The 25,739-nt window shown below is 70.4% G+C and carries 23 protein-coding genes and 1 pseudogene; 5 read left to right on the plus strand and 19 right to left on the minus strand.

Translation table 11 applies throughout. The features are described 5' to 3' along the window. Positions 1-76: 76 nt before the first annotated feature. Entirely contained in the window at positions 77-661 is a 585-nt protein-coding gene (gene pyrR, locus ACFYPA_RS30685; RefSeq protein ID WP_359086574.1) for a bifunctional pyr operon transcriptional regulator/uracil phosphoribosyltransferase PyrR, read from the minus strand. A 221-nt stretch (positions 662-882) separates the two neighbouring features. On the opposite strand from pyrR, the gene bldD reads away from it, so the two are divergent. After that, complete coding sequence (gene bldD / locus ACFYPA_RS30690; protein WP_018103903.1) at positions 883-1,383, plus strand: transcriptional regulator BldD; 501 nt, start codon at positions 883-885, stop codon at positions 1,381-1,383. A 170-nt stretch (positions 1,384-1,553) separates the two neighbouring features. Here bldD and nusB read toward each other — a convergent pair whose 3' ends face one another. The 13 genes from nusB to ACFYPA_RS30755 all read right to left on the minus strand — a co-directional run bounded on the left by nusB (position 1,554) and on the right by ACFYPA_RS30755 (position 14,895). After that, on the minus strand, positions 1,554-1,985 hold the full coding sequence (nusB, locus tag ACFYPA_RS30695) for a transcription antitermination factor NusB (protein ID WP_024490948.1): 432 nt from the start codon (positions 1,983-1,985) through the stop codon (positions 1,554-1,556). 2 nt (positions 1,986-1,987) lie between these two features. After that, a complete protein-coding gene (efp, locus tag ACFYPA_RS30700) occupies positions 1,988-2,554 on the minus strand; it encodes an elongation factor P (RefSeq protein WP_014157376.1) in 567 nt (188 codons plus the stop codon). Between the two features lie 72 nt (positions 2,555-2,626). Further along, positions 2,627-3,733 (minus strand): aminopeptidase P family protein, encoded by a 1,107-nt coding sequence (locus tag ACFYPA_RS30705; protein WP_389135580.1) that lies wholly within the window; start codon positions 3,731-3,733, stop codon positions 2,627-2,629. Between the two features lie 93 nt (positions 3,734-3,826). Continuing rightward, positions 3,827-4,702 (minus strand): Pro-rich N-terminal domain-containing protein, encoded by an 876-nt coding sequence (locus tag ACFYPA_RS30710; protein ID WP_359086578.1) that lies wholly within the window; start codon positions 4,700-4,702, stop codon positions 3,827-3,829. A 138-nt stretch (positions 4,703-4,840) separates the two neighbouring features. Continuing rightward, a complete protein-coding gene (gene aroQ, locus ACFYPA_RS30715; protein ID WP_359319504.1) occupies positions 4,841-5,281 on the minus strand; it encodes a type II 3-dehydroquinate dehydratase in 441 nt (146 codons plus the stop codon). Further along, complete coding sequence (gene aroB, locus ACFYPA_RS30720; protein WP_359319502.1) at positions 5,278-6,906, minus strand: 3-dehydroquinate synthase; 1,629 nt, start codon at positions 6,904-6,906, stop codon at positions 5,278-5,280. The genes aroQ and aroB overlap by 4 nt, the downstream gene beginning before the upstream one ends. Then, positions 6,903-8,087: a chorismate synthase gene (aroC, locus tag ACFYPA_RS30725; RefSeq protein WP_359086583.1), complete on the minus strand. Its 1,185-nt coding sequence runs from the start codon at positions 8,085-8,087 to the stop codon at positions 6,903-6,905. Before aroC ends, aroB begins: the two co-directional genes overlap by 4 nt. Before the next feature lie 146 nt (positions 8,088-8,233). After that, positions 8,234-9,070, minus strand: coding sequence for a shikimate dehydrogenase (locus ACFYPA_RS30730; RefSeq protein ID WP_359319501.1), 837 nt, complete (start codon positions 9,068-9,070; stop codon positions 8,234-8,236). After that, positions 9,057-10,850: an endolytic transglycosylase MltG gene (gene mltG, locus ACFYPA_RS30735; protein ID WP_359319500.1), complete on the minus strand. Its 1,794-nt coding sequence runs from the start codon at positions 10,848-10,850 to the stop codon at positions 9,057-9,059. The genes ACFYPA_RS30730 and mltG overlap by 14 nt, the downstream gene beginning before the upstream one ends. A 95-nt stretch (positions 10,851-10,945) precedes the next feature. After that, a complete protein-coding gene (gene ruvX / locus ACFYPA_RS30740; protein ID WP_359086588.1) occupies positions 10,946-11,419 on the minus strand; it encodes a Holliday junction resolvase RuvX in 474 nt (157 codons plus the stop codon). Positions 11,420-11,427: 8 nt separating this feature from the next. Further along, positions 11,428-14,097, minus strand: a complete 2,670-nt coding sequence (gene alaS / locus ACFYPA_RS30745; protein WP_359086589.1) for an alanine--tRNA ligase — start codon at positions 14,095-14,097, stop codon at positions 11,428-11,430. Continuing rightward, on the minus strand, positions 14,097-14,447 hold the full coding sequence (locus ACFYPA_RS30750; protein ID WP_359086591.1) for a DUF6167 family protein: 351 nt from the start codon (positions 14,445-14,447) through the stop codon (positions 14,097-14,099). Before ACFYPA_RS30750 ends, alaS begins: the two co-directional genes overlap by 1 nt. Before the next feature lie 7 nt (positions 14,448-14,454). Next, positions 14,455-14,895, minus strand: coding sequence for a DUF948 domain-containing protein (locus tag ACFYPA_RS30755; RefSeq protein ID WP_359086593.1), 441 nt, complete (start codon positions 14,893-14,895; stop codon positions 14,455-14,457). Positions 14,896-15,106: 211 nt separating this feature from the next. Between ACFYPA_RS30755 and ACFYPA_RS30760 the strand changes: the two are divergent. Continuing rightward, positions 15,107-17,321, plus strand: a pseudogene (locus ACFYPA_RS30760) (ATP-binding protein). A 15-nt stretch (positions 17,322-17,336) separates the two neighbouring features. Here the strand turns inward: ACFYPA_RS30760 and rpsD are convergent. Then, positions 17,337-17,951, minus strand: coding sequence for a 30S ribosomal protein S4 (rpsD, locus tag ACFYPA_RS30765; RefSeq protein ID WP_136327444.1), 615 nt, complete (start codon positions 17,949-17,951; stop codon positions 17,337-17,339). A 188-nt stretch (positions 17,952-18,139) separates the two neighbouring features. On the opposite strand from rpsD, the gene ACFYPA_RS30770 reads away from it, so the two are divergent. After that, complete coding sequence (locus ACFYPA_RS30770) at positions 18,140-18,841, plus strand: DUF2470 domain-containing protein (RefSeq protein ID WP_359086595.1); 702 nt, start codon at positions 18,140-18,142, stop codon at positions 18,839-18,841. 9 nt (positions 18,842-18,850) lie between these two features. On the opposite strand, the gene ACFYPA_RS30775 is transcribed toward ACFYPA_RS30770, so the two are convergent. The 4 genes from ACFYPA_RS30775 to ACFYPA_RS30790 all read right to left on the minus strand — a co-directional run bounded on the left by ACFYPA_RS30775 (position 18,851) and on the right by ACFYPA_RS30790 (position 23,239). Beyond that, entirely contained in the window at positions 18,851-20,233 is a 1,383-nt protein-coding gene (locus ACFYPA_RS30775; protein WP_359086597.1) for a replication-associated recombination protein A, read from the minus strand. A gap of 73 nt (positions 20,234-20,306) precedes the next feature. Next, complete coding sequence (locus ACFYPA_RS30780) at positions 20,307-20,942, minus strand: vitamin K epoxide reductase family protein (protein WP_359086599.1); 636 nt, start codon at positions 20,940-20,942, stop codon at positions 20,307-20,309. 334 nt (positions 20,943-21,276) lie between these two features. Next, positions 21,277-22,539, minus strand: a complete 1,263-nt coding sequence (hisS, locus tag ACFYPA_RS30785) for a histidine--tRNA ligase (RefSeq protein WP_359086601.1) — start codon at positions 22,537-22,539, stop codon at positions 21,277-21,279. Between the two features lie 13 nt (positions 22,540-22,552). Beyond that, the gene (locus ACFYPA_RS30790; RefSeq protein ID WP_359086603.1) at positions 22,553-23,239 is read right to left on the minus strand and encodes an MBL fold metallo-hydrolase; all 687 of its coding nucleotides are present in this window, start codon (positions 23,237-23,239) and stop codon (positions 22,553-22,555) included. A 148-nt stretch (positions 23,240-23,387) separates the two neighbouring features. Here ACFYPA_RS30790 and ACFYPA_RS30795 point away from each other — a divergent pair, with 148 nt between their 5' ends. After that, positions 23,388-24,185: a peptidylprolyl isomerase gene (locus ACFYPA_RS30795; RefSeq protein ID WP_359086605.1), complete on the plus strand. Its 798-nt coding sequence runs from the start codon at positions 23,388-23,390 to the stop codon at positions 24,183-24,185. Between the two features lie 196 nt (positions 24,186-24,381). Beyond that, complete coding sequence (locus ACFYPA_RS30800) at positions 24,382-25,611, plus strand: DUF349 domain-containing protein (RefSeq protein WP_359086606.1); 1,230 nt, start codon at positions 24,382-24,384, stop codon at positions 25,609-25,611. The last annotated feature ends 128 nt before the right edge of the window (positions 25,612-25,739 follow it).

Consider the following 25,739-nt stretch of genomic DNA (forward strand, 5'->3'; position numbering starts at 1 on the left):
CTCCGGGTGGCTGGAGGATTCAGGCGTGGGGGCGTGCGGAAGCCGCCGTACGGCAGGTGGGCCGTACGGAGAACAGCTAGCGCTCGACCGCCGGGGCGGCCTGCTCGACCCCGAGCAGCACGGCGTCGCGGCCGTCCTCCTCGGCGAGCTGGACCTTGACCGTCTCCCGCAGCGACGTGGGGAGGTTCTTGCCGACGTAGTCGGCACGGATCGGGAGTTCGCGGTGTCCTCGGTCGACGAGGACCGCGAGCTGCACCGCGCGGGGCCGGCCGATGTCGCCGAGCGCGTCGAGTGCGGCGCGGATCGTGCGGCCGGAGAAGAGGACGTCGTCGACGAGGACGACCAGGCGGCCCTCGATGCCCTCGCCGGGGATCTCGGTGCGGGCCAGGGCGCGCGCGGGGCGCAGCCGCAGGTCGTCGCGGTACATGGTGATGTCGAGCGATCCGACCGGCATGTTCCGGCCGGTGATCTCTTCGAGCTTGTCGGCGAGCCGGCGGGCGAGAAAGACGCCCCGGGTCGGGATGCCGAGGAGCACCACGTCGTCGGCGCCCTTGGCGCGTTCGACGATCTCGTGGGCGATGCGGGTCAGTACTCGGGCGATGTCGGGAGCCTCGAGAACGGGGCGTGCCGCATTGCCGGTGGCGTCGTGCTGTGCGTCCATAAGAAACGGACCTCCTTCTCCGCCTCACCGGACGGATCTTAAAGGACGTCGAATTTGCGTCATCCACGTTACCAGGGCCTGAGCAGGGCCCTGGCCCCACCCCCGGGAGGTGCCGGTCCGGACCATTCAGCTTGACGCACCCAAGTAACGCTGCGTAACCTCACAGTGAGTTACCAGCCACGCGGCGGAGCCGCACAATGTTCCAGCGTCCGGGGAGCCTTATGTCCAGCGAATACGCAAAACAGCTCGGGGCCAAGCTCCGCGCCATCCGCACCCAGCAGGGCCTCTCCCTCCACGGCGTGGAGGAGAAGTCACAGGGCCGCTGGAAGGCCGTCGTGGTCGGCTCGTACGAGCGCGGAGACCGTGCCGTGACCGTGCAGCGCCTTGCCGAGCTGGCGGACTTCTACGGCGTTCCCGTGCAGGAGCTCCTGCCCGGCACGACGCCCGGCGGGGCTGCCGAGCCGCCGCCGAAGCTCGTACTCCAGCTCGAGCGCCTCGCCCACGTCCCGCCGGAGAAGGCCGGACCCCTGCAGCGCTACGCGGCGACGATCCAGAGCCAGCGCGGCGACTACAACGGCAAGGTGCTGTCGATCCGCCAGGACGACCTGCGCACGCTGGCCGTGATCTACGACCAGTCGCCGTCCGTACTCACGGAGCAGCTGATCAGCTGGGGCGTCCTGGACGCCGACGCGCGCCGCGCGGTCGCTCACGACGAGGGCTGACCACCCCAGCAGAAACGTACCGCCGGGTCGGCGGGGCCCTTTCCGGGCGCCCTGCCGGACCCGGCGTTTCCGTTTTCCGGGCGGCCCTCACTCCGCGGCGGCCCCCGGACATGCCGAAGGGCCCACGGTCGGGTGACCGTGGGCCCTTCGGCGGCAGAACACCGTCGGGGCTACTGCTCCCGGCGGAGGTTCGGCTTGAGGTCCTTGAAACGGGCCAGCAGGCCGTTCACGAAGGACGGGGAGTCGTCGGTGGAGAACTCCTTGGCGATCTGCACCGCCTCGTCGATCACCACCGCGTCGGGTGTCGCGTCCACCCAGATCAGCTCGTACGCACCGAGCCGCAGGATGTTCCGGTCGACGACCGGCATGCGGTCGATCTCCCAGTCCACGGCGTAGGTGACGATGAGGTCGTCGATCCGGTCCGCGTACTGCGCGTACCCCTCGACGAGTTCCATCGTGTACTCGGTGACCGGCGGCTGGCGGGTGTCGGACCGCGAGTGCCGGACCCAGTCCGCGAGGACCGTCTGCACGGACTCACCGCGCTGGTCGGCCTCGAAGAGGATCTGGAAGGCTCGCTTGCGGGCCGTGTTCCGGGCAGCCACGGTTAGCTGTTCACCCGGCCGAGGTAATCGCCCGAGCGGGTGTCGACCTTGATCTTCTCACCGGTGGTGATGAAGAGGGGGACACCGATCTCGTAGCCGGTCTCCAGCGTGGCGGGCTTGGTGCCACCGGTGGACCGGTCGCCCTGGACGCCCGGGTCCGTGTGCTGGATGGTCAGCTCGACGGCGGCCGGCAGCTCGACGTAGAGCACCTCGCCCTCGTGCTGGGCGACGGAGGCGGTGAAGCCCTCGATCAGGAAGTTGGCGGCGTCGCCGACGGACTTGCGGTCGACCATCAGCTGGTCGTAGGTGTCCATGTCCATGAAGACGAAGTACTCGCCGTCCATGTACGAGAACTGCATGTCGCGACGGTCAATGGTGGCCGTTTCGACCTTCACGCCGGCGTTGAACGTCTTGTCGACGACCTTGCCGGACAGCACGTTCTTGAGCTTGGTGCGCACGAAGGCCGGGCCCTTGCCGGGCTTGACGTGCTGGAACTCGACGACGGACCAGAGCTGGCCTCCGTCGAGCTTGAGCACCAGGCCGTTCTTGAGGTCGTTCGTGGAAGCCACGGTTGCGGAATCTCCTGGACTGAAGCTGGTGGACGGCCAAGGATGCGCGCCGGAGTCTCCGCGAGGAGTTCCCTAGAGCGCGAGCAGCTCCTTGGTCGTAATGGTGAGTAGCTCGGGTCCGCCGTCCGCCTCGGGGCGCACGACGAGCGTGTCATCGATCCGGACTCCGCCCCGGCCCGGGAGGTGGACCCCCGGTTCGACGGTGACCGGCACACAAGCGTCCAGTTTACCCATGGCAGCGGGTGCCAACTGCGGGTCCTCGTCGATTTCGAGTCCCACCCCGTGCCCGGTCCGGGGTGCGAGGCCCTCACCATGGCCCGCGGATTCCAGTACGTGACGGGCCGCGCGGTCCACATCACGGTAGGCAGCGCCGGGCACGAGTGCCTCGCGTCCGGCCCGCTGAGCGGCGAAAACCATGTCGTAGAGCTCGATCTGCCAGTCGGCCGGCGCCGTTCCGATGACGAAGGTGCGACCGATCTCGCACCGGTATCCGCGGTAGTTGGCACCGAGGCAGACGGAGAGAAAATCTCCTTCTTCCACCCGTCGGTCCGAGGGCCGGTGACGGCCCAGGCCGGAATTGGGGCCGGTGGCGACCGACGTCGCGAAGGCGGGACCGTCGGCCCCGTGGTCCACCAGCCGGCGTTCCAGTTCGAGCGCGAGATGGCGCTCCGTGCGGCCCACCAGGATCGATTCCAGGAGTTCGCCCAGCGCCTGGTCGGTGATCTCGGCGGCGATCCGCAGACAGCCGATCTCCTCCTCGTCCTTGACGATGCGCAGCTGCTCGACGTTGGCCCCGAGATCGGCCAGCCGGAGCTTCGGGGCGACCGAGGCCATGGCCCGGTGCCGGGCGACCGTCAGGTCGTGTTCCTCGACGGCCAGGGACTCCGCCCCGCCGGCGGTGGCGAGATCGGCGGCGGCGACCACGGGATCGCCGCCGGTCACCGGCAGGAGATCCACCCGCAGCTGTTCGTCGGTACGCCCGTCCACCGGATCACCGGTCGGGGGCCCCGCGCAGAGCAGTACGTCCTCTGCGGGGCCCAGCAGCAGCACGGCACCCGGGGGCGCACCGCCCGCCAGGTAGCGGACGTTGGCGGGGCGGGAGACCAGGGCGGCCGCGGATCCGACGGCGGCGCACCGGTCGCGGAGCAGCCCGCGGCGGACGGCGTACACCTCTGACATGCGTCGAGCGTACGAGCGCGGGCACGGGCCCGCCCGGCCAGCGCACCCGACCGGGGGGCGGCCCCGCAGACGGTGGGGGCGTCGCCCGTACGTCTACCAGGCCGGGGGGCTCGCGAGGGAGCGGGCGAGTATGTCGTCCAGGACGCGGGCGGTGGTCTCCACGTCGTACGTGGAGTTGTCGATGATCGGCAGGCCGGAGCCGTACCAGCCGGCCATCCGGCCGTGGATCCGGGCGACCTCCTCGTCGGAGAGACGGCGGTTGCCGCTGCGGGCGGCGTTGCGCTCCAGGACGATCTCCAGGCCCGGCAGGAGGACCACCGGCAGGAGACCGGGGCCGACGTGGCGCTTCCAGCCGCCGAGGCCGACCACGGGGCGGTCCGGGAAGACCGCGTCGTCGAGGATGCAGGAGATGCCGTTGGCGAGGAAGTTGCGGGCCGCGAAGCCGCAGGTGCGGCGGGCCAGGCGGTACTGCGCCTCCGACTGGTCGTTCCACCCCGCCTGCGGGTCGGCGAAGCCGGAGCAGACCCACTCACGGACGTCGTCGAGGCTGACGTGGGCGGTCGGGACACGGCGGCGGGCCGCCCAGAGCTTGGCCACCGTGGTCTTCCCGGCACCTGCCGGGCCGATCAGGAGCACGGCGAGGGTCGCGTTGCCGGTGCCGGGCTCGGCGGCCGGTGCGGGCAGGGGTACGGGCCCGCCGGGCGGCAGCTGGATGTGCCCGGTGGTCTCCCTGGAGACCGGGGCCGGGGCGTGGTGCGGCGCGGGCCCGGCCCAGCCCTGTCCGGCCGGCGGCGCGGGCGGCGCCGCGGGCGTCGGACCCGGGTGGCCGGCCGGCGGCGCGGGCGGACCGGCCGGGCCGGGGACCGGCGGGCCCGGGTGACCGGGGTGCTGGGCCTGGTGCGACCAGCCGACGGGTCCGTTTCCGGGTCCCTGGGGCGGCGGCAGCGGGGCCCCCACTGCGTGCTGCATCCGGTGGCACTCCGTCTCGTACAGGCAACTGGCGCTGGTGGAACGGCAACCGTACCTTCCCCGGCCGCCATCAAGGCAACGGCCGGGGAGGGCCCACAGTGCCCCGTCGGCCAGTCGGCCTTCCGGTGCGGTGGCGCGTCAGTCCGCGAGCTCGTCCACGAGCGCGCGCAGGGCGAGCCGGTAGGAACCGATGCCGAATCCGGCCACGGTCCCGGTGGCGACCGGTGCGACCACGGAGTTGTGGCGGAATTCCTCGCGCGCGTACGGGTTCGAGATGTGGACCTCGATCAGCGGAGCGGTGCGCTGGGCGGCCGCGTCCCGCATTCCGTACGAATAGTGCGTGAACGCACCCGGGTTGAGAACGACCGGAATTGAACCGTCCGCCGCCTCGTGGAGCCAGCGGATCAGCTCCCCCTCGTCGTTCGTCTCCCGGACGTCGACGTCGAAGCCGAGTTCCTTGCCGAGGGTGCGGCAGGCGTCGACAAGCCCGGCGTACGAGGTGGCTCCGTAGACGTCGGGCTCACGGGAACCCAGCCGGCCGAGGTTGGGCCCGTTGAGGACGAACACCCGGCGGGTCACGCCGAGACCTCCCCGTAGGCTGCGAGCAGAACGGCCGGGTCGGGGCCCTCCAGGACGGTGGGCTTGCCGAGGCCGTCCAGGACGATGAAGCGCAGCAGGTTGCCGCGGGACTTCTTGTCGACCTTCATGTTCTCCAGCAGCTTGGGCCACTGGTCGCCCCGGTAGGTGAGCGGCAGTCCGACGGACTCCAGTACGGCGCGGTGCCGGTCGGCGGTGGCGTCGTCCAGGCGTCCGGCGAGGCGGCCCAGTTCGGCGGCGAAGACCATGCCGACCGAGACGGCCGCGCCGTGGCGCCACTTGTAGCGCTCGTTCTTCTCGATCGCGTGGGCCAGTGTGTGCCCGTAGTTGAGGATCTCGCGGAGTCCGGACTCCTTGAGGTCGCTGGAGACGACCTCGGCCTTGACCCGGATGGCCCGCTCGATGAGCTCGGAGGTGTGCGGTCCTGCCGGTGTGCGCGCGGCCTGCGGGTCCGCCTCGATGAGGTCGAGGATCACCGGGTCGGCGATGAAGCCGGCCTTGATGATCTCCGCCATTCCGGAGACGTAGTCGTTGACCGGGAGCGAGTCCAGCGCGGCCAGGTCGCAGAGCACTCCGGCCGGCGGGTGGAAGGCGCCGACGAGGTTCTTTCCCTCGGCGGTGTTGATGCCGGTCTTGCCGCCGACGGCCGCGTCGACCATGCCGAGCACCGTCGTGGGTACGGCGATCCAGCGCACCCCGCGCAGCCAGGAGGCGGCGACGAAGCCGGCGACGTCCGTGGTGGCGCCGCCGCCGATGCCGACGATCACGTCGGTACGGGTGAAGCCGGTCTGGCCGAGCGCCTTCCAGCAGTAGGCGGCGACCTCGACGGTCTTGGCCTCCTCGGCGTTCGGCAGCTGGATCGCGATGGCCTCGTAGCCCTGGTCCGCGAGGTCCTGGCGGACGGCCTCGCCGGTCTCGGCGAGCGCCTCCGGGTGCAGGACCGCGACGCGCTGGGCGCGCTCACCGATGAGTGAGGGCAGTTCGGCGAGGAGCTGTCGTCCGACCAGCACCTCGTACGGGTCGGTGCCCGCGCTGCCGGCGATCTGGATGCGGGTGGGGGCCTGCTCGGTCATGCGTGTCTCCCGGCCGGACGGGGCGTCCGGCAGTTCCAGTGCGTCGAGGACCGCCTGGGCGACCTCTTCCGGCGTGCGTTCGTCGGTCGCGACGACCGCGCGGGCCACCTCGGTGTACAGGTGGCGGCGGGCCTCCATGAGCTCGCGCCACTGCCGGCGCGGGTTCACGGCGAGGAGCGGGCGCGCGGTGTTGAGCCCGACCCGCTTGACCGCCTCGTCGACGTCCATGGAGAGGTAGACGACGGCGTGGTCAGCGAGCAGGGCGCGCGTCGCCTCGTCCAGGACGGCGCCGCCGCCCAGCGAGAGGACTCCGCCGTGCTCGGCGACCGCGGTCCGGACGGCCTCCCGCTCCAGTGCGCGGAAGTGCTCCTCGCCCTCGTCGTAGAAGATCTCGGCGATGGGCTTGCCGGCCGTGGCTACGACATCGGCGTCGGTGTCCCGGTAAGCCGCGCCCAGCCGGTCGGCGAGCAGCTCGCCCACCGTGGACTTGCCGACGCCCATGGGCCCGACCAGGACGACCAGCGGACCGCTCATCGGATCTGGAGGTGGTCGAGGTACGACTGGACGTTGCGGTGGGTCTCGGCGACGCTGTCGCCGCCGAACTTCTCCGCGACCGCGTCGGCGAGGACCAGCGCGACCATCGCCTCGGCGACGATGCCGGCGGCCGGTACGGCACAGACATCGGAGCGCTGGTGGTGCGCCTTGGCGGGCTCGCCGGTCACCACGTCCACCGTGGCGAGCGCGCGCGGCACGGTCGCGATCGGCTTCATGGCGGCGCGGACCCGCAGCAGCTCACCGGTCGTGAGTCCGCCCTCCGTACCTCCGGCGCGGCCGGATGCGCGCCTGATCCCGTCGTCCGTCACCAGGATCTCGTCGTGTGCCTGCGAACCGGGCACCCGGGCGAGGTCGAAGCCGTCGCCGACCTCCACGCCCTTGATGGCCTGGATGCCCATGAGCGCGGCGGCGAGGCGGGCGTCGAGGCGGCGGTCCCAGTGCACGTGCGAACCGAGGCCGACGGGCACTCCGTACGCCAGCACCTCGACCACGCCGCCGAGCGTGTCGCCGTCCTTGTGGGCCTGGTCGATCTCGGCGACCATCTGCTTGCTCGCGGTGGCGTCGAGGCAGCGCACGGGGTCGGCGTCGAGCTTCTCGACGTCGGCGGGGACCGGGTAGACGCCGTACGGCGCCTTCGCCGCAGCCAGTTCCACCACGTGGCTGACGATCTCGATGCCGGCCGTCTCCTTGAGGTACGACCGGGCGACGGCGCCGAGGGCGACGCGCGCGGCGGTCTCCCGGGCGCTGGCGCGCTCCAGGATCGGCCGGGCCTCGTCGAAGCCGTACTTCTGCATGCCGGCGAGGTCGGCGTGGCCGGGCCGGGGGCGGGTCAGCGGGGCGTTACGGGCCTGGGCGGCCAGCACGTCGGGATCGACCGGGTCGGCCGACATGACCTGCTCCCACTTGGGCCACTCGGTGTTGCCCACCATCACGGCGACGGGCGAGCCCATGGTCAGGCCGTGCCGGACCCCGCCGAGGAAGGTGACCTCGTCCTTCTCGAACTTCATCCGGGCGCCGCGCCCGTAACCGAGCCGTCGCCTGGCGAGCGCGTCCGCCACCATCTCCGTGGTGACGGGGATACCGGCGGGAAGACCCTCCAGCGTCGCCACCAGTGCGGGGCCGTGCGACTCTCCGGCGGTCAGCCAGCGCAACCTGCTCAACGGTGCTCCTCATGCTCGCGCCTGTAACTGCAACGGCGCGACCGGGTGCGCGGCCCTGGCCCGCCGCCCTCGATCCTCCCACGACCGGGCCGCCCGGCCCGCCGCCGGTCCAGCAGACGGACGGACCGGCGGGGTCCGGTGTGCGATCAGCGGGCGGCGAGGGCCTCTTCGCCGGCCTGCCGCATGGCGGCCAGCGGCGCGGGCGAACGGCCCGTCATCTGCTCGACCTGGAGGACGGCCTGGTGAACGAGGAGGTCAAGACCTCCGACGACTGCGCCGCGGCGGCTCGCCCAGGCTGAGGCGAGCCCCGTGGGCCAGGGCTCGTACAGCACATCGAAGAGCGTGCCCGGGCTCTTGGGAACGGCCGCCATCAGCCCGTCCGTGGCACCGGCCGGCGTGGTCGCGATGATCAGTGGCGCGTGCAGTGCCTGCTCGGCCTCTGTCCAGTCGGCGATGTGCACCTCGACCCCGAGCCGCTCGCCCCAGCCACGCATCTCGTCACCGCGCTCGCGGCTGCGGACGTAGGCGGTGACCGGTCCCGTACAGATGTGCGCGAGCGCGGCGAGCGCGGATGAGGCGGTGGCTCCGGCGCCGAGGACAGCGGCGGATTCGACCTTCTCGACTCCGCACTCGTGCAGGGCGGCGATCATGCCGGGGATATCCGTGTTGTCGCCGGTGCGGCGGCCGTCCTCGGTGAGGACGACCGTGTTGACGGCCTCGACGGAGGCAGCGGTCTCGCTGAGGGAATCCAGCAGCGGAAGAATCGCCCGCTTCAGCGGCATGGTCAAGGAGAGCCCGGCCCAGGAGGAGTCCAGTCCCTCGACGAAGCCGGGGAGCCCCGCCTCGTCCACGTCGAACCGGCCGTACGACCAGTCGTCGAGGCCGAGTTCGGCGTACGCGGCCCGGTGCAGGACCGGGGAGAGCGAGTGGGCGATGGGCGAGCCGAGGACGGCTGCGCGGCGGCGGACGTCAGCCGATGCCATGAATTTCATTGAATTTCGCTGTGAGTTTCGCATGCTCCGCAGCCGTCTTGGTGAACTCGGTCTTCTTGCCGTCGAGCGAGATGAAGAACATCCACCCGCCGGTCGTGGGACTGAGCGTCGCACGCAGGGCTTCGTCCCCGGGGTTACTGATGGGACCGGGCGGAAGGCCGGCATGGTAATAGGTGTTATAGGGATCCGGATTTTCCCGGATCTTCTTGAGGTTGATCTTGATCTCGCTCTGCTTACTGAGGTAATTGAACGCGGAGTCGAATTCGAGCAACCGGTTCGTCGCCGTGTTGTCAGGTTTCAGGCGGTTGTACACGACTTCGGCCATCTTACGGAAGTCGTCATGCGTGAGACCTTCCGCCTGGACCAGACTGGCCACAGTCAGCACCTGCCACGGGCCGTCCAGCTTGTACTTCTTTGCTGCGCCTTCGAGGTCAAGGTCCTTGTACTCCACGCTGGACCGCGAAACCATCTTCTTGAGAATCGCCTCCGGCTTGGTTTCCTTCGTCACCGGATAGGCAGCCGGGTACAGGAAGCCTTCGAGCGGGTCCTTGATGTCCTTGTTCCTGCTCGCCCAGTCGGGCAGGCCCAGGTCCGACTTCTTGGACTCGGCCACACCCGCCGTCGTGCCCTTCTTGAGGCCCAGCTTCTCGTCGATCTTCGCGTAGACGGTGACGTTCCGGGAACCCTCGGGAATGATCAGAAGGTTCTGGCTCTTCGGGTCGACCATCATCTTCACGGCCTCGGACGCCGACATCTCCGAATGGAGGAGATAGACGCCGGCCTGGATCGACTTCCCCTTGGGGTTCTCGTTCTGCGCGGAGACGAACGCGTCGACGCTCTTGACGACACCGGCCTTCTTCAGAATGTTGCCGATGTCGTACCCGTACGAGCCCTTCGGAATCTCCACCTCGACCGAGCCCGAGCCGCTACCCGCGTAGTCGGGCGCAGAGCCGAACTTGTCCTTGTAGAAGGAGTAGCCGAAGTAGCCCACTCCCCCGAGGCCGCCGGCCAGGACGAGGGAGACGACCAGGCAGGCGCAGCCGCTGCGGCCCTTCTTCTTCTTGCCCTTGCCGCGGCGCTCGCCGTCCCCTTTCCCGCGGCGGGACTCACGCGGGTCGTCGTCGTACTCGTCGTCGTCGTCCTTGGCCTTGCCGTCGTCCGCACCCGTGAAGAACGGGTGGGTCTCCTCCGGCTGGACCTCGGGGTCCCAGTCCGGGTTCTGCGCAGGGGCCGGTGCGGGTTCGGCCTCGCGGCGGCTCGGAGGCTGGGGCGGCGGGTAGGCCTCAGGGGTGCCGTAGTAGTCGTTCGTCTCGCCGTGCCCGTACGGGGCGGCAGGCTGACCCTCGTACGGCATCGCGGGGGGCTGCTGACCGGTGTCCCAGCCACCGTTGTAGGACTGCTGGTGCTGCCCATACGGATCCTGCTGCGCGCCGTACGGGGGCTGCTGCTGGTACTGCGGCTGCTGCTCCTGCGCGTACGGATCCTGCTGATGCTGCTGCGCGTACGGGTCCTGCTGGTGTTGATGCTGCTGCTGCGCGTAAGGGTCGTGCTGCTGCTGCTGCGCGTACGGATCCTGCTGGTGCTGCTGCGCGTAGGGGTCCTGCTGCTGGGCATACGGGTCCTGCGGCTGCTGGGCGTACGGGTCCTGCGGCTGGCCGTCGTACTGGCTCTGGCCGTGGGCAGGCTGCTGGCCTCCCCATCCCTGGTCCCCGTACAGGGGATCCTCGGGATGCCACGGTTCGGAGCCGGGGCCCCGGCCATACTCAGTCATCGATCCCCTTGAGCCGCGAGACGACGTTCCGTCTCTTTGCTGTGCGGTGTTTGTTCGAACACTGCCGCATCGCGCGGAACGTTACCGTATCGCGATCAGACAACCACTTCGACGCCCTCGCCGGGCGGCTTGCCCGAAGCCCGTTCGGACTCCAGAGCGTTCTGGAGAATCACCACAGCGGCAGCCTGATCGATGACGGATCGGCCTTTTTTGGACTTCACGCCCGATGCGCGCAGCCCCTGAGTGGCCGTCACTGTGGTCATCCTCTCGTCCACCAACCGCACCGGAATGGGTGCGACCGCACGGGCGAGCACATCGGTGAACGCGCGGACCTTGGCCGCAGCCGGTCCCTCACCGCCGCCCAGGGACCGTGGCAGACCGACGATGACCTCGATCGGCTCGTACTCGGCGACGATCTGCCCGAGCCGCCGGTGGGCGGCCGGGACGTCGCGTCCCGGCACGGTCTCCACCGGCGTGGCCAGGATCCCGTCGGGGTCGCACGAGGCGACCCCGATCCGGGCGTCCCCGACGTCGATCGCCAGTCGGCGACCGCGGCGCATCTGCGTCATGTCCGGCGTCACGCCGTCTCGGTGACGAGGCGTTCGACAGCGGCGACGGCGTCACCGATGGCGTCCGGGTTCTGTCCGCCGCCCTGGGCGACGTCCGGCTTGCCGCCGCCACCGCCGCCGAGCGTCTTGGCGGCCGTACGGACCAGGTCGCCGGCCTTGAGACCGCGCTCGCGGGCGGCCTCGTTGGTGGCGATCACGGTCAGCGGGCGCCCGTTGGCCGTGGTGAACAGGGCCACGACGGCCGGCCGGCCGCCCTGGATGCGGCCGCGGACGTCCAGGACCAGCTTGCGCAGATCGTCGGCGGAGGTGCCGTCCGGCACCTGGCCGGTGACCAGGGCGACGCCCCGTACGTCCTTGGCGGAGTCGACCAGCCCGGCAGCGGCCGCCAGGACCTTCTCCGCGCGGAACTTCTCGATCTCCTTCTCGGCGTCCTTCAGCTTGCCGAGCATTCCGGCGATCTTCTCCGGGAGCTCCTCGGGGCGGCCCTTGACCAGCTCCTGGAGCTGGGCGACGACCGTGTGCTCCTTGGCGAGGAAGTTGTACGCGTCGACGCCGACGAGGGCCTCGATGCGGCGCACACCCGAGCCGATGGACGACTCGCCGAGCAGCTTGACCAGGCCGAGCTGCGCGGTGTTGTGGACGTGGGTACCGCCGCACAGTTCCTTGGAGAAGTCGCCGATGGTGACGACGCGGACCCGCTCGCCGTACTTCTCGCCGAACTCGGCGATGGCGCCCTGCTTCTTGGCCTCGTCGATCGACATGACCTCGGCCTGGACGTCGAGCTCCCGCGAGAGGACCTCGTTGATCTTCTGCTCGACGTCGACGAGGACCGTGCCGGGTACGGCGGCGGGCGAGCCGAAGTCGAAGCGGAAGCGGCCCGGGGAGTTCTCCGAACCGGCCTGGGCGGCCGTCGGGCCGAGCGCGTCGCGCAGCGCCTGGTGCGTGAGGTGGGTGGCACTGTGGGCGCGGGCGATCGCGCGCCGGCGGGTGTTGTCGATGGCGGCGAGGGCGGAGGCGCCGACCGTCACCTCGCCGACCTGGACCGAGCCCTTGTGCACGGAGACGCCGGGGACCGGCTGCTGGACGTCGCGGACCTGGATGACGGCGCCGTTGTCGAGCCGGATCCGGCCCTGGTCGGCGAGCTGGCCGCCGCCCTCGGCGTAGAACGGGGTGCGGTCCAGGACGACCTCGACCTCGTCGCCCTCGGAGGCGGCGGGCGAGGAGACGCCGTCGACGAGGAGGCCGACGATCGTCGACTCGCCCTCGGTGGAGAGGTAACCGGTGAACTCGGTGATGCCCGAGTTGTCGGCGACCTCGCGGTAGGCGGACAGGTCGGCGTGACCGGTCTTCTTGGCCTTGGCGTCGGCCTTGGCCTTGGCCCGCTGCTCCTGCATGAGGCGGCGGAATCCGTCCTCGTCCACGGAGAGGCCCTGTTCCGCGGCCATCTCCAGGGTGAGGTCGATCGGGAAGCCCCAGGTGTCGTGGAGCAGGAACGCCTTGTCACCGGCGATGACCCGGCCGCCGGCGGCCTTGGTCTCGGTGACGGCGGTCTCGAGGATGTTGGTGCCGCCCTTGAGTGCCTTGAGGAAGGCGGCTTCCTCGGCGAGGGCGACGGTCTCGATGCGCTTGCGGTCGGTGATCAGCTCGGGGTACTGCAGCCCCATGGTGTCGATCACGACGTCGACCAGCTCGTTCACGACCGATCCGGTGGCACCCATCAGCCGCATGTTGCGGATGGCCCGGCGCATGATCCGGCGCAGCACGTAGCCGCGGCCCTCGTTGCCGGGGGTGACGCCGTCGCCGATGAGCATGACGGAGGTACGGATGTGGTCGGCGACCACGCGGAGCGAGACGTCCGTGGACTGGGCCGCGCCGTAGCGCACGCCGGTGAGCTCGGTGGCCTTGTCCATGACGACGCGCAGCGTGTCGGTCTCGTACATGTTCTGCACGCCCTGCAGGATCATCGCGAGGCGTTCGAGGCCGAGACCGGTGTCGATGTTCTTGGACGGCAGGTCGCCGAGGATCGGGAAGTCGTCCTTGCCGTCGCCGGCGCCGCGCTCGTACTGCATGAAGACCAGGTTCCAGATCTCCACGTAACGCTCGTCGTTGACGGCCGGGCCGCCCTCGACGCCGAACTCGGGGCCGCGGTCGTAGTTGATCTCGGAACAGGGGCCGCAGGGACCGGGGACGCCCATGGACCAGAAGTTGTCCTTCTTGCCCAGGCGCTGGATGCGCTCGGCGGGGACACCGATCTTGTCGCGCCAGATCTGCTCGGCCTCGTCGTCGTCGAGGTAGACCGTGATCCACAGACGCTCGGGGTCGAGGGCGAAGCCGCCGTCCGCCACGGAGCTGGTCAGCAGCTCCCAGGCGTACTCGATGGCGCCTTCCTTGAAGTAGTCGCCGAAGGAGAAGTTCCCGCACATCTGGAAGAAGGTGCCGTGCCGGGTGGTCTTGCCGACCTCTTCGATGTCCGGCGTACGGACACACTTCTGCACGCTGGTGACGCGCGGGGCGGGCGGCTTGACCTCACCGAGGAAGTACGGCTTGAAGGGCACCATGCCGGCCGGGACCAGCAGCAGAGTCGGGTCGTCCGCGATGAGCGACGCCGAAGGGACGACGGTGTGACCGCGCTCCTCGTAGAAGCTCAGCCAGCGGCGGCGAATTTCTGCCGACTCCATCAGTGGTCCTCATTCCGGTTGTACGAGTTGTAGGTGCGTGACGTGGGGGGCAGCCTGCGGGGCGCCTCGGTCTCGGCCGCCTCGACGGCGAAGTGGCGCCGCACGGGGAGATCGGGGTCGACGGGCGCCTCGAGCCCGAGTGCCTCGCCCAGCTCGGCCTCGCGTCTGACCATGCCCTCGCGGACGTCCAGCGCGAAGTCCTTGAGCTTGTGACCGGCCACGACCGCCTTGTCGGCGGCCTGCGCCGCGAGGCTTTCGGGGGTCAGCTGCTTGATCTTCCGGTTGACCTTGGCGGTGGCCCACACACCGGCGGCTGCGCCGGCGGTGAACCAGAACGTACGGCGGAACATCGCTGCGTCAGTCCTTCGATCCGCGGGAGTTTCTGCCGTTGCGCTTCTTGGCACGCGCGGACGGCACGGTCCGGCCGACAATCACCGAGCGCCGGGCACGCGCCTCCGGTTCCGGGCTCGCCTTGCGGCCGATGGCCTGCCGGACGCCGTAACCGAACGCCGCGACCTTGACGAGCGGGCCGCCGAAGGTGGAGGCGACGGTGGAGGAGAGCGCGGAGGCGTTGGAGGTGACTTCCTGGACGTCCGTCGCGATCGCGTCGACCTTGTCGAGCTGGGTCTGCGCGGAGCGTACGGTCGCGGAGGCGTCGGCGAGCAGCGGGACGGCCTGATCGGTCACGTCCGCCACGAGTTTCGTGGTCGCCCTGAGCGTCTGGGCGAGCCTCACCAGCACGACGGCGAGGAACGAAACCAGGATCGCCCAGAAGACGGCCACCAGGATTCCGGCCACCTCACCACCGGACACAGTGCACCGCTCTCTGGCTTGTCGTCTGTCTGTCTTGTTTCCTGCTGTTCGGCGAGGCCGTCGCGGCGGCCGGTCACCGTCCCCCGAGCCTATCGCGCCGGGGCTCACGCCCCGTACCGCATTACCGGTCGGCACCGCGGGACTTCACGCACCGAGATTGTACGGAGCGCTTTCGGGCCAGTACTCTGCGTGTTTCATGCGACGCACTCAGCGCCCCTTTCCGTCTCCCGACGATCCACGCCCTCCGGCCGCCTCCTCCGAAGCGCCCGCGCCCTGTCAGCCGGGCAACCTCCCGGCGGAGCTGAACAGGTTCGTGGGGCGTGACGGTGAGCTGGCCGAGGTGGTCGGGCTGCTGGAGGGGTCGCGGCTCGTCACCGTCGTCGGGGTGGGAGGGGTCGGCAAGTCCCGGCTGGTCAGCAGGGTGGCGACGCTCCTGGAGAAACGGTACTGCGACGGTGTCTGGCTGGTGGAGCTGTCGGCGGTCCACGATGCGGCGCTGCTGGAGCACGCCCTGGTCGACGCGCTGGGCCTCACGGACCACACGAGCCGTCCGCCCCGCTCGACACTCCTCGAACACTGTGCCGAGCGCCGGCTCCTCCTGGTGATCGACGGATTCGAGCATCTGGTCGACGCCTGTGCGGAGTTGGTACAGGACCTGCTGCGCCGCGCCCCGGGGCTGCGGGTGCTGGCCGCCGGCCGGCTGCCGCTGGATCTCGACGGCGAGAGCGGCTACCCGCTCGCCACGATGAACGACGACGACGCGCTGCTGCTCTTCGCCGAGCGGGCGGCCTCGGTGCAGCCCGGGTTCCGGCTGACCGAGCACACCCGCGGCGCCGCTCTGGAGCTCTGCCGGCGTCTCGACGGCATTCCGCTCGCACTGGAACTGGCCGCCGGCCGGCTGCGCGCGCTGTCGACGGAGCAGGTGCTGCAGCGGCTGGACGACCGTTTCCGGCTGCTGACCGGCGGCAGCCGCAGCGCGCTCGCCCGCCACCAGACACTCCGTACGGCCATCGGCTGGAGCCACGAACTCTGCGCCCCGGAGCAGCGGCTGCTGTGGGCCCGGCTGTCCGTCTTCGCCGGGCAGTTCGACCTGGAGGCGGCCGAGTACATCTGCAGCGGCCCCGATCTGCCGGCCGACTCGGTGCTGGACGTGCTGTCCGGGCTGCTGGCGCAGTCCGTGGTGCTGCGGGAGGAGTCGGCCGTCGGCGCCCGCTACCGGATGCTGGACACGGTGCGGGAGTACGGTGCCGAGTGGCTCGCCGCGACGGGCGACACGGACCGGCTGCGCCGCCGTCACCGGGACTGGTTCCTGGGACTCGCGACCTGGTGCGAGCTCGACTGGTTCAGCCCGCGGCAGGCGGAGGTCGCCGCCCGGGTGGAGAGCGAGCTGCCGAATCTGCGGCGGGCCATGGAGTGTTCGCTGGAGAGCCCCGAGGAGGCGCACCTCGCGCAGTACCTGGCGGGCACGCTCTGGTTCCTGTGGGTCGGCTGCGGACGCCTCTCGGAGGGACGGCACTGGCTGGACCACGTACGGGAGGAGGACACGCCGTACGACACCTCCCGGCTGAAGGCGCTGTGGGTGCTCGGGTACGTCGCGGTCCTCCAGGGCGATCCGGTGGGCGCGATCTCGGCGCTCACCGAGTGCCGGGAGGAGGCCGATCTGGCGGGGGACGCCATCGCGTCGGCGTACGCGGTGCACCGCACGGGCTGTCTGGCCCTCGTCACGGACGACATGGCGCGCGCGCACGAACTGCTGCAGGAGGCCCTCGGCCGCTACCGGGAACTCGGCGAGCTGAACAGCAATGTGCTGATGGCCCAGGTGGAGCTGGCCATGACGGTGGGCTTCCAGGGCGATCTGGACGGCGCGGTCGTGATCTGCGAAGAGGTACGGGAGATCTGCGAGGACCACGGGGAGCGGTGGGCGCTCAGTTACGCGCTGTACGTCCTGGGCTTCGCGGCTCTCCAGCGGGGCGTCCCCTCCCGGGCCCGGGAACTGCTCGGGGAGTCGCTGGCCATCAGCCACGCCTTCCACGACCGTCTGGGCACCGTGCTCAGCCTGGAGTTGCTGGCGCTGGTCACGGTGGTCGAGGGCGACGCGGCGGAGGCGGCCCTGCTGCAGGGGGCCGCCGACCGGATCTGGCCGTCGGTGGGGCTGCCGCTGTTCGGTTCGGCGCACTACGGCAGACCCCGGGTCCGGTGCGAGGAGCTGGCCCGCGGTGAGCTGGGCGAGACGCTGTACGCGTCGGAGCGGGGCGCCGGGGTGGAGCTGGGCACGGACGTGGTGGTGGCCAGGGCCCTGGCGGGCCGTTCCGGCGGGCGACGCGAGGGGCCGTCGGGGACGTCGTCCCCGAACACGCGAAAGCCCGCCGCCTCCCCGATCGGGGAGGGGCGGGCCTGAGCGCCGGTGTTGAGCGGCTACGCCTGAATCAGCGGGCGTAGTACTCGACGACGAGCTGCTCGTCGCAGATCACGGGGATTTCCTTGCGGTTCGGGTCCCGGTCAAGGCGGAAGGCCAGGGCCTTCAGGTTCACCTGCAGGTAGCGCGGGGTCTCACCGTCGGTGTCGTAACCACCCTCGCGGGCAACCTGGAAGGGGTACTTCTCGCGGCTGCGCTCGCGGACCATCACGATGTCGTCGGGACGGACACGGAACGACGGCTTGTCGACCTTGCCACCGTTGACCTCGATGTGGCCGTGGACGACCATCTGGCGGGCCTGGTAGATCGTCTTGGCGATGCCGGAACGCAGGACCAGCGCGTCGAGACGGCGCTCGAGCTCGACGACGAGCGCCTCGCCCGTCTTGCCCTCGGCCTTCTTGGCGCGGTCGTAGGCACGCGCCATCTGGCGCTCGCTGATGTCGTACTGGGCGCGCAGACGCTGCTTCTCGAGCAGACGGACCTTGTAGTCCGAGTTCTGCTTGCGGCCACGGCCGTGCTCGCCCGGCGGGTAGGGGCGCGCCTCGAAGTACTTGACGGCCTTCGGCGTCAGCGCAATGCCGAGCGCGCGGCTCTTCTTGACCTTGGGACGCGACTGATTAGGCACGTTCTCCAGACCTCCGTTGTAGGTTAGGTTAGGCTCACCTTACTCAAGGAGATCGCATGTCTCGCCCTGGGAACACCACACACGTCACGGACAGCACAGACAGCGGCAGCACACATGAAAGTGCTGCTACGACGGAAGGCCGATCTGATCGTGGTCAGCCGCGTCCCAGCGGGCTTGAAAACACTCGGATGCCGTCAGCAGCCGAGCGCACACGAACTCTCGTACAGAGTACCTGCTCCGCGGTGCTGCTCGTACCCGGGCTGGAGACCGCGGGCTCGGACCACCTGATGCCGCTCTCCCGGACCGTGGGTCCCGACGGCGACCTCTTCCTCGAATTCCCCGCTGATTCCCCGGCCGTGCGGGCCGCGGCCCATGCCCAGGACGACGAGCTGACGGCCGTGCTGGAGATCACGGATGTCGCCCCGGTCGCCGTACCCCACCGCATCCGCGGCCGGGCCCGCGTCTGCGGATGGCTCACGTCGGTGCCCGGCATCGCGGGCCCCGGCCGGATGCTGCTGCGGCTGGAGACGGGCGAGGCCCACGTCGAGGACCTCTGGGGGGCGGAGGCGGTCGAGCCGGAGGAACTGCGGGACGCGGCCGCCGACCCGCTCGCCGCACACGAGGCGGAGCTGCTGCAGCATCTGCACGCGGCGCACGGCGACCGGCTGGGGACGCTGTGCGAGCTGCTCGGCGAACGGGCGGTGCGGGCCGGCGGCGGAAACCCGCCGTCCGTCGTTCCGGTCGCGCTGGACCGCCTAGGACTGCGGGTCCGCGTCTTCGAGCGCAACGGCCCCTGTTTCGACGCCCGCTTCGAGTTCCCCGATCCGGTGCGCGATGTGGTGGAACTGCGCCACGCCATGCGCACCCTCTTCGATGCTGCCGCGCACTGAGACCGGCCCCTACGGGCTGTCCGGCGCGCCCGTGGCGCCGGTGTCCGTGTGGCCCAGACGCTCACGGACCCGGTCCGCGACATCCGCGTACCTCGCCTCGGCCCCGTAGCGGGTGGGCCGGTAGTAGCGCTTGTCGCGGACCGCGTCGGGGGCGTACTGCTGGGCGGCGATGCCGCCGGGGACGTCGTGCGGATAGACGTAACCCTGCGCGTGGCCCAGCTTGGCCGCGCCCTTGTAGTGGCCGTCCCGCAGATGGGCGGGGACCGGCCCCGCCAGCCCTTTGCGTACGTCGTCCTGGGCCGCCGAGATCGCCAGCGTCGCCGCGTTGGACTTCGGGGCGAGCGCCAGCGCGATGGTGGCGTGGCTGAGGGTGAGCGCCGCCTCCGGGAAACCGATCATCGCGACCGCCTGCGCCGCCGCGACCGCGGTGGGCAGCGCCGTGGGGTCGGCGAGACCGATGTCCTCACTGGCCGAGATCATCAGCCGGCGGGCGATGAACCGCGGGTCCTCCCCCGCCTCGATCATCCGGGCCAGATAGTGCAGCGCCGCGTCCACGTCGGAGCCGCGGATCGACTTGATCAGCGCACTCGCCACGTCGTAGTGCTGGTCGCCGTCCCGGTCGTACTTCACGGCCGCCCGGTCGACGGTCTCCTCCAGGGTGAGAAGGGTGATCTCCCCCTCCTGCTTGGACAGCGCCGCACCGGCCGCCGCCTCCAGAGCCGTCAGCGCCCGGCGCGCGTCGCCTCCCGCGATGCGCAGCAGGTGCTCCTGGGCGTCCTCGGGCAGCGTCACCGCGCCGCCGAGTCCGCGCTCGTCGGTCAGGGCCCGGCCCAGCAGGTCGCGCAGGTCGTCGTCGGTCAGCGACTCGAGCGTCAGCAGCAGGGAGCGCGACAGGAGCGGGGAGATGATCGAGAAGTACGGGTTCTCGGTGGTCGCGGCGATCAGCGTGACCCAGCGGTTCTCCACGGCCGGGAGCAGGGAGTCCTGCTGCGCCTTGGAGAAGCGGTGGATCTCGTCCAGGAAGAGGACGGTCTCCTTGCCGTAGCCGCCGGTGGCGCGACGGGCGCCCTCGATCACGGCCCGTACTTCCTTGACGCCGGCGGTGATCGCGGAGAGCTCGACGAATCGTTTGTTCGTGGCCTTGCTGACCACGTACGCCAGGGTCGTCTTCCCGATGCCGGGCGGGCCCCAGAGGATCACCGAAGAGGGGCCGGCCGGTCCCCCGCTCCCCTCGCCCACGAGGCGGCGCAGTGGCGATCCCGGCTTGAGCAGATGCTGCTGGCCCACGACCTCGTCGAGGGTACGCGGACGCATCCGGACAGCGAGAGGGCTGCTGGACGGGTCCTTCTCCTGGCGGTCTTCGGCAGCTGCGGTAAAAAGGTCGGGCTCCACGTTTTGAAGCCTATGTCACCGCACTGACATCCCGGCCGGGGCGGGACGGCGGGCCGGCGCCCGGGCAGACCGCTCAGCTGGTCCAGAAGTCCCACCAGCGGGTCAGGATCAGCATGCCGATGATGCCGATCCACAGGACCGGGGGCACCCAGTGGAACTCGGTGAGCCCGTTGCGCAGCCAGTTCGGCGCGGGAATGATCCGGTGCTTGATGTTGTGCGTGGTGACGTAGCAGAACATGAGGATCGTGGCGACCCAGGCCAGGCAGCACCACAGGCACAGCGAGTTGATGTTGTACAGCGACTGGTACTGCAGCCAGGTGCAGAAGCCGACGCCGAACAGCGTGCCCGCGTTCATCCCCAGCCAGTACCAGCCGCGGAACCGCGCTCCCGCGAGCAGCGCCAGACCGATCCCGATGATGACGGGGTAGGTGGCCATGCCGAGCCACGGGTTGGGGAAGCCGAAGGCCGATGCCTGCTCGCTCTTCATGATGTTGCCGCAGGCCACGACGGGGTTGAGACTGCAGCCCGGGACGAAGGAGGGGTCCTCCATCATCTTGAGCTTGTCGAGCGTGATCACCCAGGCGGCGAGGAGTCCGGCAGCGCCCGTGATCACCAGCAGCAGTGCCAGCGCGCGACCGCCGCCGATGGTCCTCTTCCCGCTGTCCTCGTCCTGATCGGAGGAGGGATGGTCAACCGCTGCAGTCGTCATATCGCCGTTCCGTCAGTGAGTGGCCTGCTGGGGCACGGACATTGTGCCGTACGGGCGCACCGGTCTTCCGTTCGATGAACATAAAGATGCGCGCACGGTGCGGGTCCACCGGGATCGGAACGAGGGGGCGTCGGGGCCGTCTTCACCGCGACGAGCGGGGCCGTCCCCGAGTTCGGACGCGGTGCGGCCCGCCACGCGCCCCCACTGCCGGCCCGGGACCGGAATCGCCCGGCAGGATGAACGCCCGTGCGCCAGGTTGACGGCAGGGGAAACGGCCCTGCGTGGGGCGCTCCCCCGCCGCGGGCAGGCGGCATGCCCGCCCGCGACGGATGGTTCACGCGAGGCGCGCGCGGACCGCCTCGGTGACCTCGGCCAGCGGGACGGCCGTCTGCTCGCCGGACTCCATGTCCTTGAGCTGCACGATCCCCTCGGCCAGATCCCGCTCGCCCGCCACGATCGTGAAGCGCGCTCCCGAGCGGTTGGCGCTCTTCATCGCGCCCTTGAGACCGCGGCCCCCGAACGCGAAGTCCGCGGCCACGCCCTCGCGGCGCAGCCGTGTGACGACGCCGAACAGCACGCGCCGCGCCTCCTCGCCGAGCGGTACGGCGAAGACGCTGGTGGTGGAGGGCAGTTCGAGCTCGACGCCCTCCGCCTCCAGGGCGAGCACGGTGCGGTCCACGCCGAGCGCCCAGCCGACCGACGGCAGCGCGGGGCCGCCGATCATCTCGGACAGGCCGTCGTACCGGCCGCCGCCGCCGACCGCCGACTGCGAGCCCAGACCGTCGTGGACGAACTCGAAGGTGGTGCGGGTGTAGTAGTCGAGCCCGCGGACGAGCTTCTCGTCGTCCTCGTACGCGACACCTGCCGCGTTGAGCAGGTCGCGGACCTCCTCGTGGTACGCCTTGCAGGCGTCACACAGGTAGTCGCGGAGCACGGGTGCGCCGGTCAGCTGCTTCTGGACCTCGGGGCGCTTGTCGTCGAGGACCCGGAGCGGGTTGATCTCGATGCGCCGGCGGGTCTCCTCGTCGAGGTCGAGCTCGCGCAGGAAGCCCTGGAGCGCGTCGCGGTAGACGGGCCGGCACTCCTTGTCGCCCAGCGAGTTCAGCAGGATGCGGAACTCGCGCAGCCCGAGGGTCCGGTACGCCTGGTCGGCCAGGATGATCAGCTCGGCGTCCAGAACCGGGTCCTCGGCACCGATCGCCTCGGCGCCGACCTGCGAGAAGTGGCGGTAACGGCCCTTCTGCGGGCGCTCGTAGCGGTAGTACGAGCCCGAGTACCAGAGCTTGACCGGCAAGTTGCCGAGCTTGTGGAGATTGGCCTCCAGCGCGGCACGCAGAACGGACGCGGTGCCCTCGGGGCGCAGCGCGAGCTCGGAGCCACCCTTGGTGGTGAGGGTGTACATCTCCTTGGTCACGATGTCGGTGGACTCACCGACGCCGCGGGAGAAGAGGGCCACGTCCTCGAAGCCCGGGGTCTCGATGTAGCCGTAGCCGGAGTTCTTCAGCGGTGCGGAGATCGCCTCGCGCACGGCGAGGTACTTCGCGGAGTCGGGCGGAGTCAGGTCGTACGTGCCCTTGGGGGCCTTGAAGGTGCTCACGATTTCGCTCTCGTCACATTCCTCGTCGGGGCGCGTCCATACCGCTCAGATACGGATTGGTGGCGCGCTCGCGGCCGATGGTCGTCTGGGGGCCGTGGCCGGACAGCACCACGGTCGAGTCGTCGAGCGGCAGGCACACGCGGGCCAGCGACTCGAGGAGCTCGGCGTGGTCGCCACCGGGCAGGTCGGTGCGTCCGACGGAGCCGGCGAAGAGCAGATCGCCCGAGAAGAGGACCTGCGGAACATCCGCGACCTCGGGCATCCTGAACGTCACCGACCCCTTGGTATGGCCGGGCGCATGCGAGACGCCGAACTCCATGCCCGCCAGCAGCAGCCGCGCGCCGTCGCTCAGCTCCTTGACGTCGTCCGGCTCCCCCACCGTCAGCTCGCCCATGAGCGGCATCCCGATGGAGCGGCCGAGGGCCTTCTCCGGGTCACTCATCATGTAGCGGTCCTCGGGGTGGATCCAGGCGGGGACGTCGTGCGCGCCGCACACCGGGACGACCGACGCGACGTGGTCGATGTGGCCGTGCGTGAGGACGACGGCGACGGGCTTCAGCCGATGCTTCTTCAGCGCTTCCTCGACCCCGGTGGCGGCCTGGTGGCCCGGGTCGATGATCACGCACTCCTCACCTGCGGCGGGGGCGACCAGGTAACAGTTGGTCCCCCAGGCCCCGGCGGGGAACCCGGCAATGAGCACGATCGTCCTTAATGGTCGTCCGACGAGGGAGGTCGGCTGCGAGGTCGCAGCAGTTCAGAGCCTACCGGCGCTCCTCATTCCACAGCTAACCCATATACGGTACGGGGCAACCCAGGCCCGATCACACGACGTACAAGGAGATCACCCGGTGGTCAGCAGCGATCAGCGGCGGCGGCAGCTCGCCAGGGAGAAGTTCGAGCGGCAGCAGCAGCGCCGGGAGGAGGCCCGCCACAGGACGCGGCGGCTGACGGTCATCATCGCCTCCGCGGTGGCCGTCGTCGCGGTCATCGGTGGTGCTACGTACTTCGCCACCAGTGGCGACGACGACAAGGACAACAAGGCCGACGCGGCCGCGAGTCAGAGTCCTTCGGCCTCGCCCACTCCCTCGGCGAGCGAGGAGGCCGCGCCCGAGCCCGCGATGAAGATCGACAAGAAGTCGGCGTACACGATGTCGCTCAAGACGAGCCAGGGCGACATATCGTTCGCGATGGACGCGGCGAAGACCCCGCACACGACGAACTCCTTCAAGGCGCTCGCCGACAAGAAGTTCTTCGACGGCACCAAGTGTCACCGGCTGACCACGGACGGCATCTTCGTCCTGCAGTGCGGTGATCCGAAGGGCGACGGAACCGGTGGTCCCGGCTACACGATTCCCGACGAGAACCTGACCGCGCTGGGCAAGGCGGGCGCCGAGGGCACGGTGACGTATCCCGCCGGCACGGTGGCGATGGCCAACACCGGCCAGGCGCACACCGGCGGCAGCCAGTTCTTCCTCGTCTACAAGGACAGCAAACTGCCGCCCAGCTACACGCCGTTCGGCACGATGGACAAGGACTCCCTGAAGGCCGTCGAGGCCATCGGCAAGGCGGGGGTGGACGGCGGCGGCGCCGACGGTGCGCCCAAGAAGGCCGTGAACATCTCGAAGGCGACCGTCGACAAGGGCTGATCCGCGGCGGGCCCGGCATGATCGGCCCGCCCGTCACTCGGTGCGGCCGGATAATTTCGGCCGCGCTGAGTGCGGACAGCCGGGCGGCCCGTCGCCTAGATTGGCGTGGTGCAGGGCGGGCGCGGCCCGCCCCAGGAAACTGTGGACGATGCCAGGGGGGCGAACCCCCTCACGGGCATCAGGTGGAGGAGGCGCTGTGAGCAGCGACCCGTGGGGCCGTGTCGACGAGACAGGCACCGTGTACGTGCGTACAGCCGAGGGCGAGCAGGTCGTCGGATCGTGGCAGGCCGGTTCTCCGGAGGAGGCCCTGGCTTATTTCGAGCGCAAGTACGAGGGCATTGTGGTCGAGATCGGCCTCCTCGAACGGCGGGTGAAGACCACCGATCTGTCGGCGAAGGACGCGACGACCGCCATCGAGCATCTGCGCGGACAGGTCGACGAGCATCACGCCGTCGGCGACCTTGACGCGCTGCGCAAGCGGCTGGACGGGCTCGTCGCGACGGTCGACTCGCGGCGTGAGGAGCGCAAGGCCCAGAAGGCGAAGCAGACCGACGAGGCGAAGCACGCCAAGGAGGCGCTGGTCGTCGAGGCCGAGGAGCTGGCGCAGAGCGAGCAGTGGCGCTCCGCGGGCGAGCGGCTGCGCGCGCTCGTCGACACGTGGAAGGGCCTGCCGCGGCTCGACCGCAAGTCGGACGACGAGCTGTGGCACCGCTTCTCTCACGCGCGCTCGGCGTTCTCAAAGCGCCGCAAGGCCCACTTCGCCGCGCTGGACGCCCAGCGCGAGGAGGCCCGCAAGGTCAAGGAGAAGCTGGTCGTCGAGGCCGAGGCGCTCTCCAAGTCCACGGACTGGGGCACGACGGCTGCGCGCTACCGCGACCTGATGACCGACTGGAAGGCGGCGGGCCGCGCCCAGCGGGAGGCCGAGGACGAGCTGTGGGAACGCTTCCGCGGCGCCCAGGACGTCTTCTTCGCCGCTCGCAGTGGCGTCTTCGCCGAGCGGGACGCGGAGCAGGGCGAGAACCTCAAGCTCAAGGAGGAGCTCGCCGTCGAGGCCGAGAAGCTGGTGCCGGTGAAGGACCTGAAGGCGGCCCGGGCCGCGTTCAGGGCCCTCAACGAGCGCTGGGAGGCCATCGGCCACGTGCCGCGTGACGCCCGCCCGAAGGTCGAGGGGCGGATGCAGGCGGTGGAGCGCACGCTCCAGGAGGCCGAGGAGTCGGAGTGGCGCCGGACGAACCCGGAGGCGCGGGCCCGTGCCGCGGGTCTGACCGGGCAGCTCCAGGCGGCCGTCGACAAGCTGCGTACGCAGATCGACACCGCTCGCGCCTCGGGCAACAACGCACGGGCCGACAAGCTGGCCCGTGAGCTGGAGGGCCGGCAGGCGCTCCTGGACCAGGCGCTCAAGGGCCTGGAGGAGTTCGGCGGCTGACCGAGCCGCAGCAGGGCATGGAGCGGGCCCCCGTACGCATCGCGTACCGGGGCCCGCACCAAGCCCAGGGAGGCCCCCCACGCGCTCGCCCCCACCGGCGGCGGGCCGACGGGCCCCCGGAGAAGTCG

The sequence above is a fragment of the Streptomyces sp. NPDC005775 genome, assembly GCF_042871565.1.
GTDB lineage: Bacteria > Actinomycetota > Actinomycetes > Streptomycetales > Streptomycetaceae > Streptomyces.

Excerpts from the sequence above, each read along its gene's own strand:
- alaS (WP_359086589.1), bottom strand. The coding sequence starts at position 14,097 with ATGGAGTCGGCAGAAATTCGCCGCCGCTGGCTGAGCTTCTACGAGGAG.
- ruvX (WP_359086588.1), bottom strand. The coding sequence starts at position 11,419 with ATGACGCAGATGCGCCGCGGTCGCCGACTGGCGATCGACGTCGGGGAC.
- ACFYPA_RS30780 (WP_359086599.1), bottom strand. The coding sequence starts at position 20,942 with ATGACGACTGCAGCGGTTGACCATCCCTCCTCCGATCAGGACGAGGAC.
- mltG (WP_359319500.1), bottom strand. The coding sequence starts at position 10,850 with ATGACTGAGTATGGCCGGGGCCCCGGCTCCGAACCGTGGCATCCCGAG.
- ACFYPA_RS30710 (WP_359086578.1), bottom strand. The coding sequence starts at position 4,702 with ATGCAGCACGCAGTGGGGGCCCCGCTGCCGCCGCCCCAGGGACCCGGA.
- bldD (WP_018103903.1), top strand. The coding sequence starts at position 883 with ATGTCCAGCGAATACGCAAAACAGCTCGGGGCCAAGCTCCGCGCCATC.
- ACFYPA_RS30705 (WP_389135580.1), bottom strand. The coding sequence starts at position 3,733 with ATGTCAGAGGTGTACGCCGTCCGCCGCGGGCTGCTCCGCGACCGGTGC.
- pyrR (WP_359086574.1), bottom strand. The coding sequence starts at position 661 with ATGGACGCACAGCACGACGCCACCGGCAATGCGGCACGCCCCGTTCTC.
- ACFYPA_RS30770 (WP_359086595.1), top strand. The coding sequence starts at position 18,140 with ATGCCGTCAGCAGCCGAGCGCACACGAACTCTCGTACAGAGTACCTGC.
- aroB (WP_359319502.1), bottom strand. The coding sequence starts at position 6,906 with ATGAGCGGTCCGCTGGTCGTCCTGGTCGGGCCCATGGGCGTCGGCAAG.
- ACFYPA_RS30750 (WP_359086591.1), bottom strand. The coding sequence starts at position 14,447 with ATGTTCCGCCGTACGTTCTGGTTCACCGCCGGCGCAGCCGCCGGTGTG.
- ACFYPA_RS30730 (WP_359319501.1), bottom strand. The coding sequence starts at position 9,070 with ATGGCATCGGCTGACGTCCGCCGCCGCGCAGCCGTCCTCGGCTCGCCC.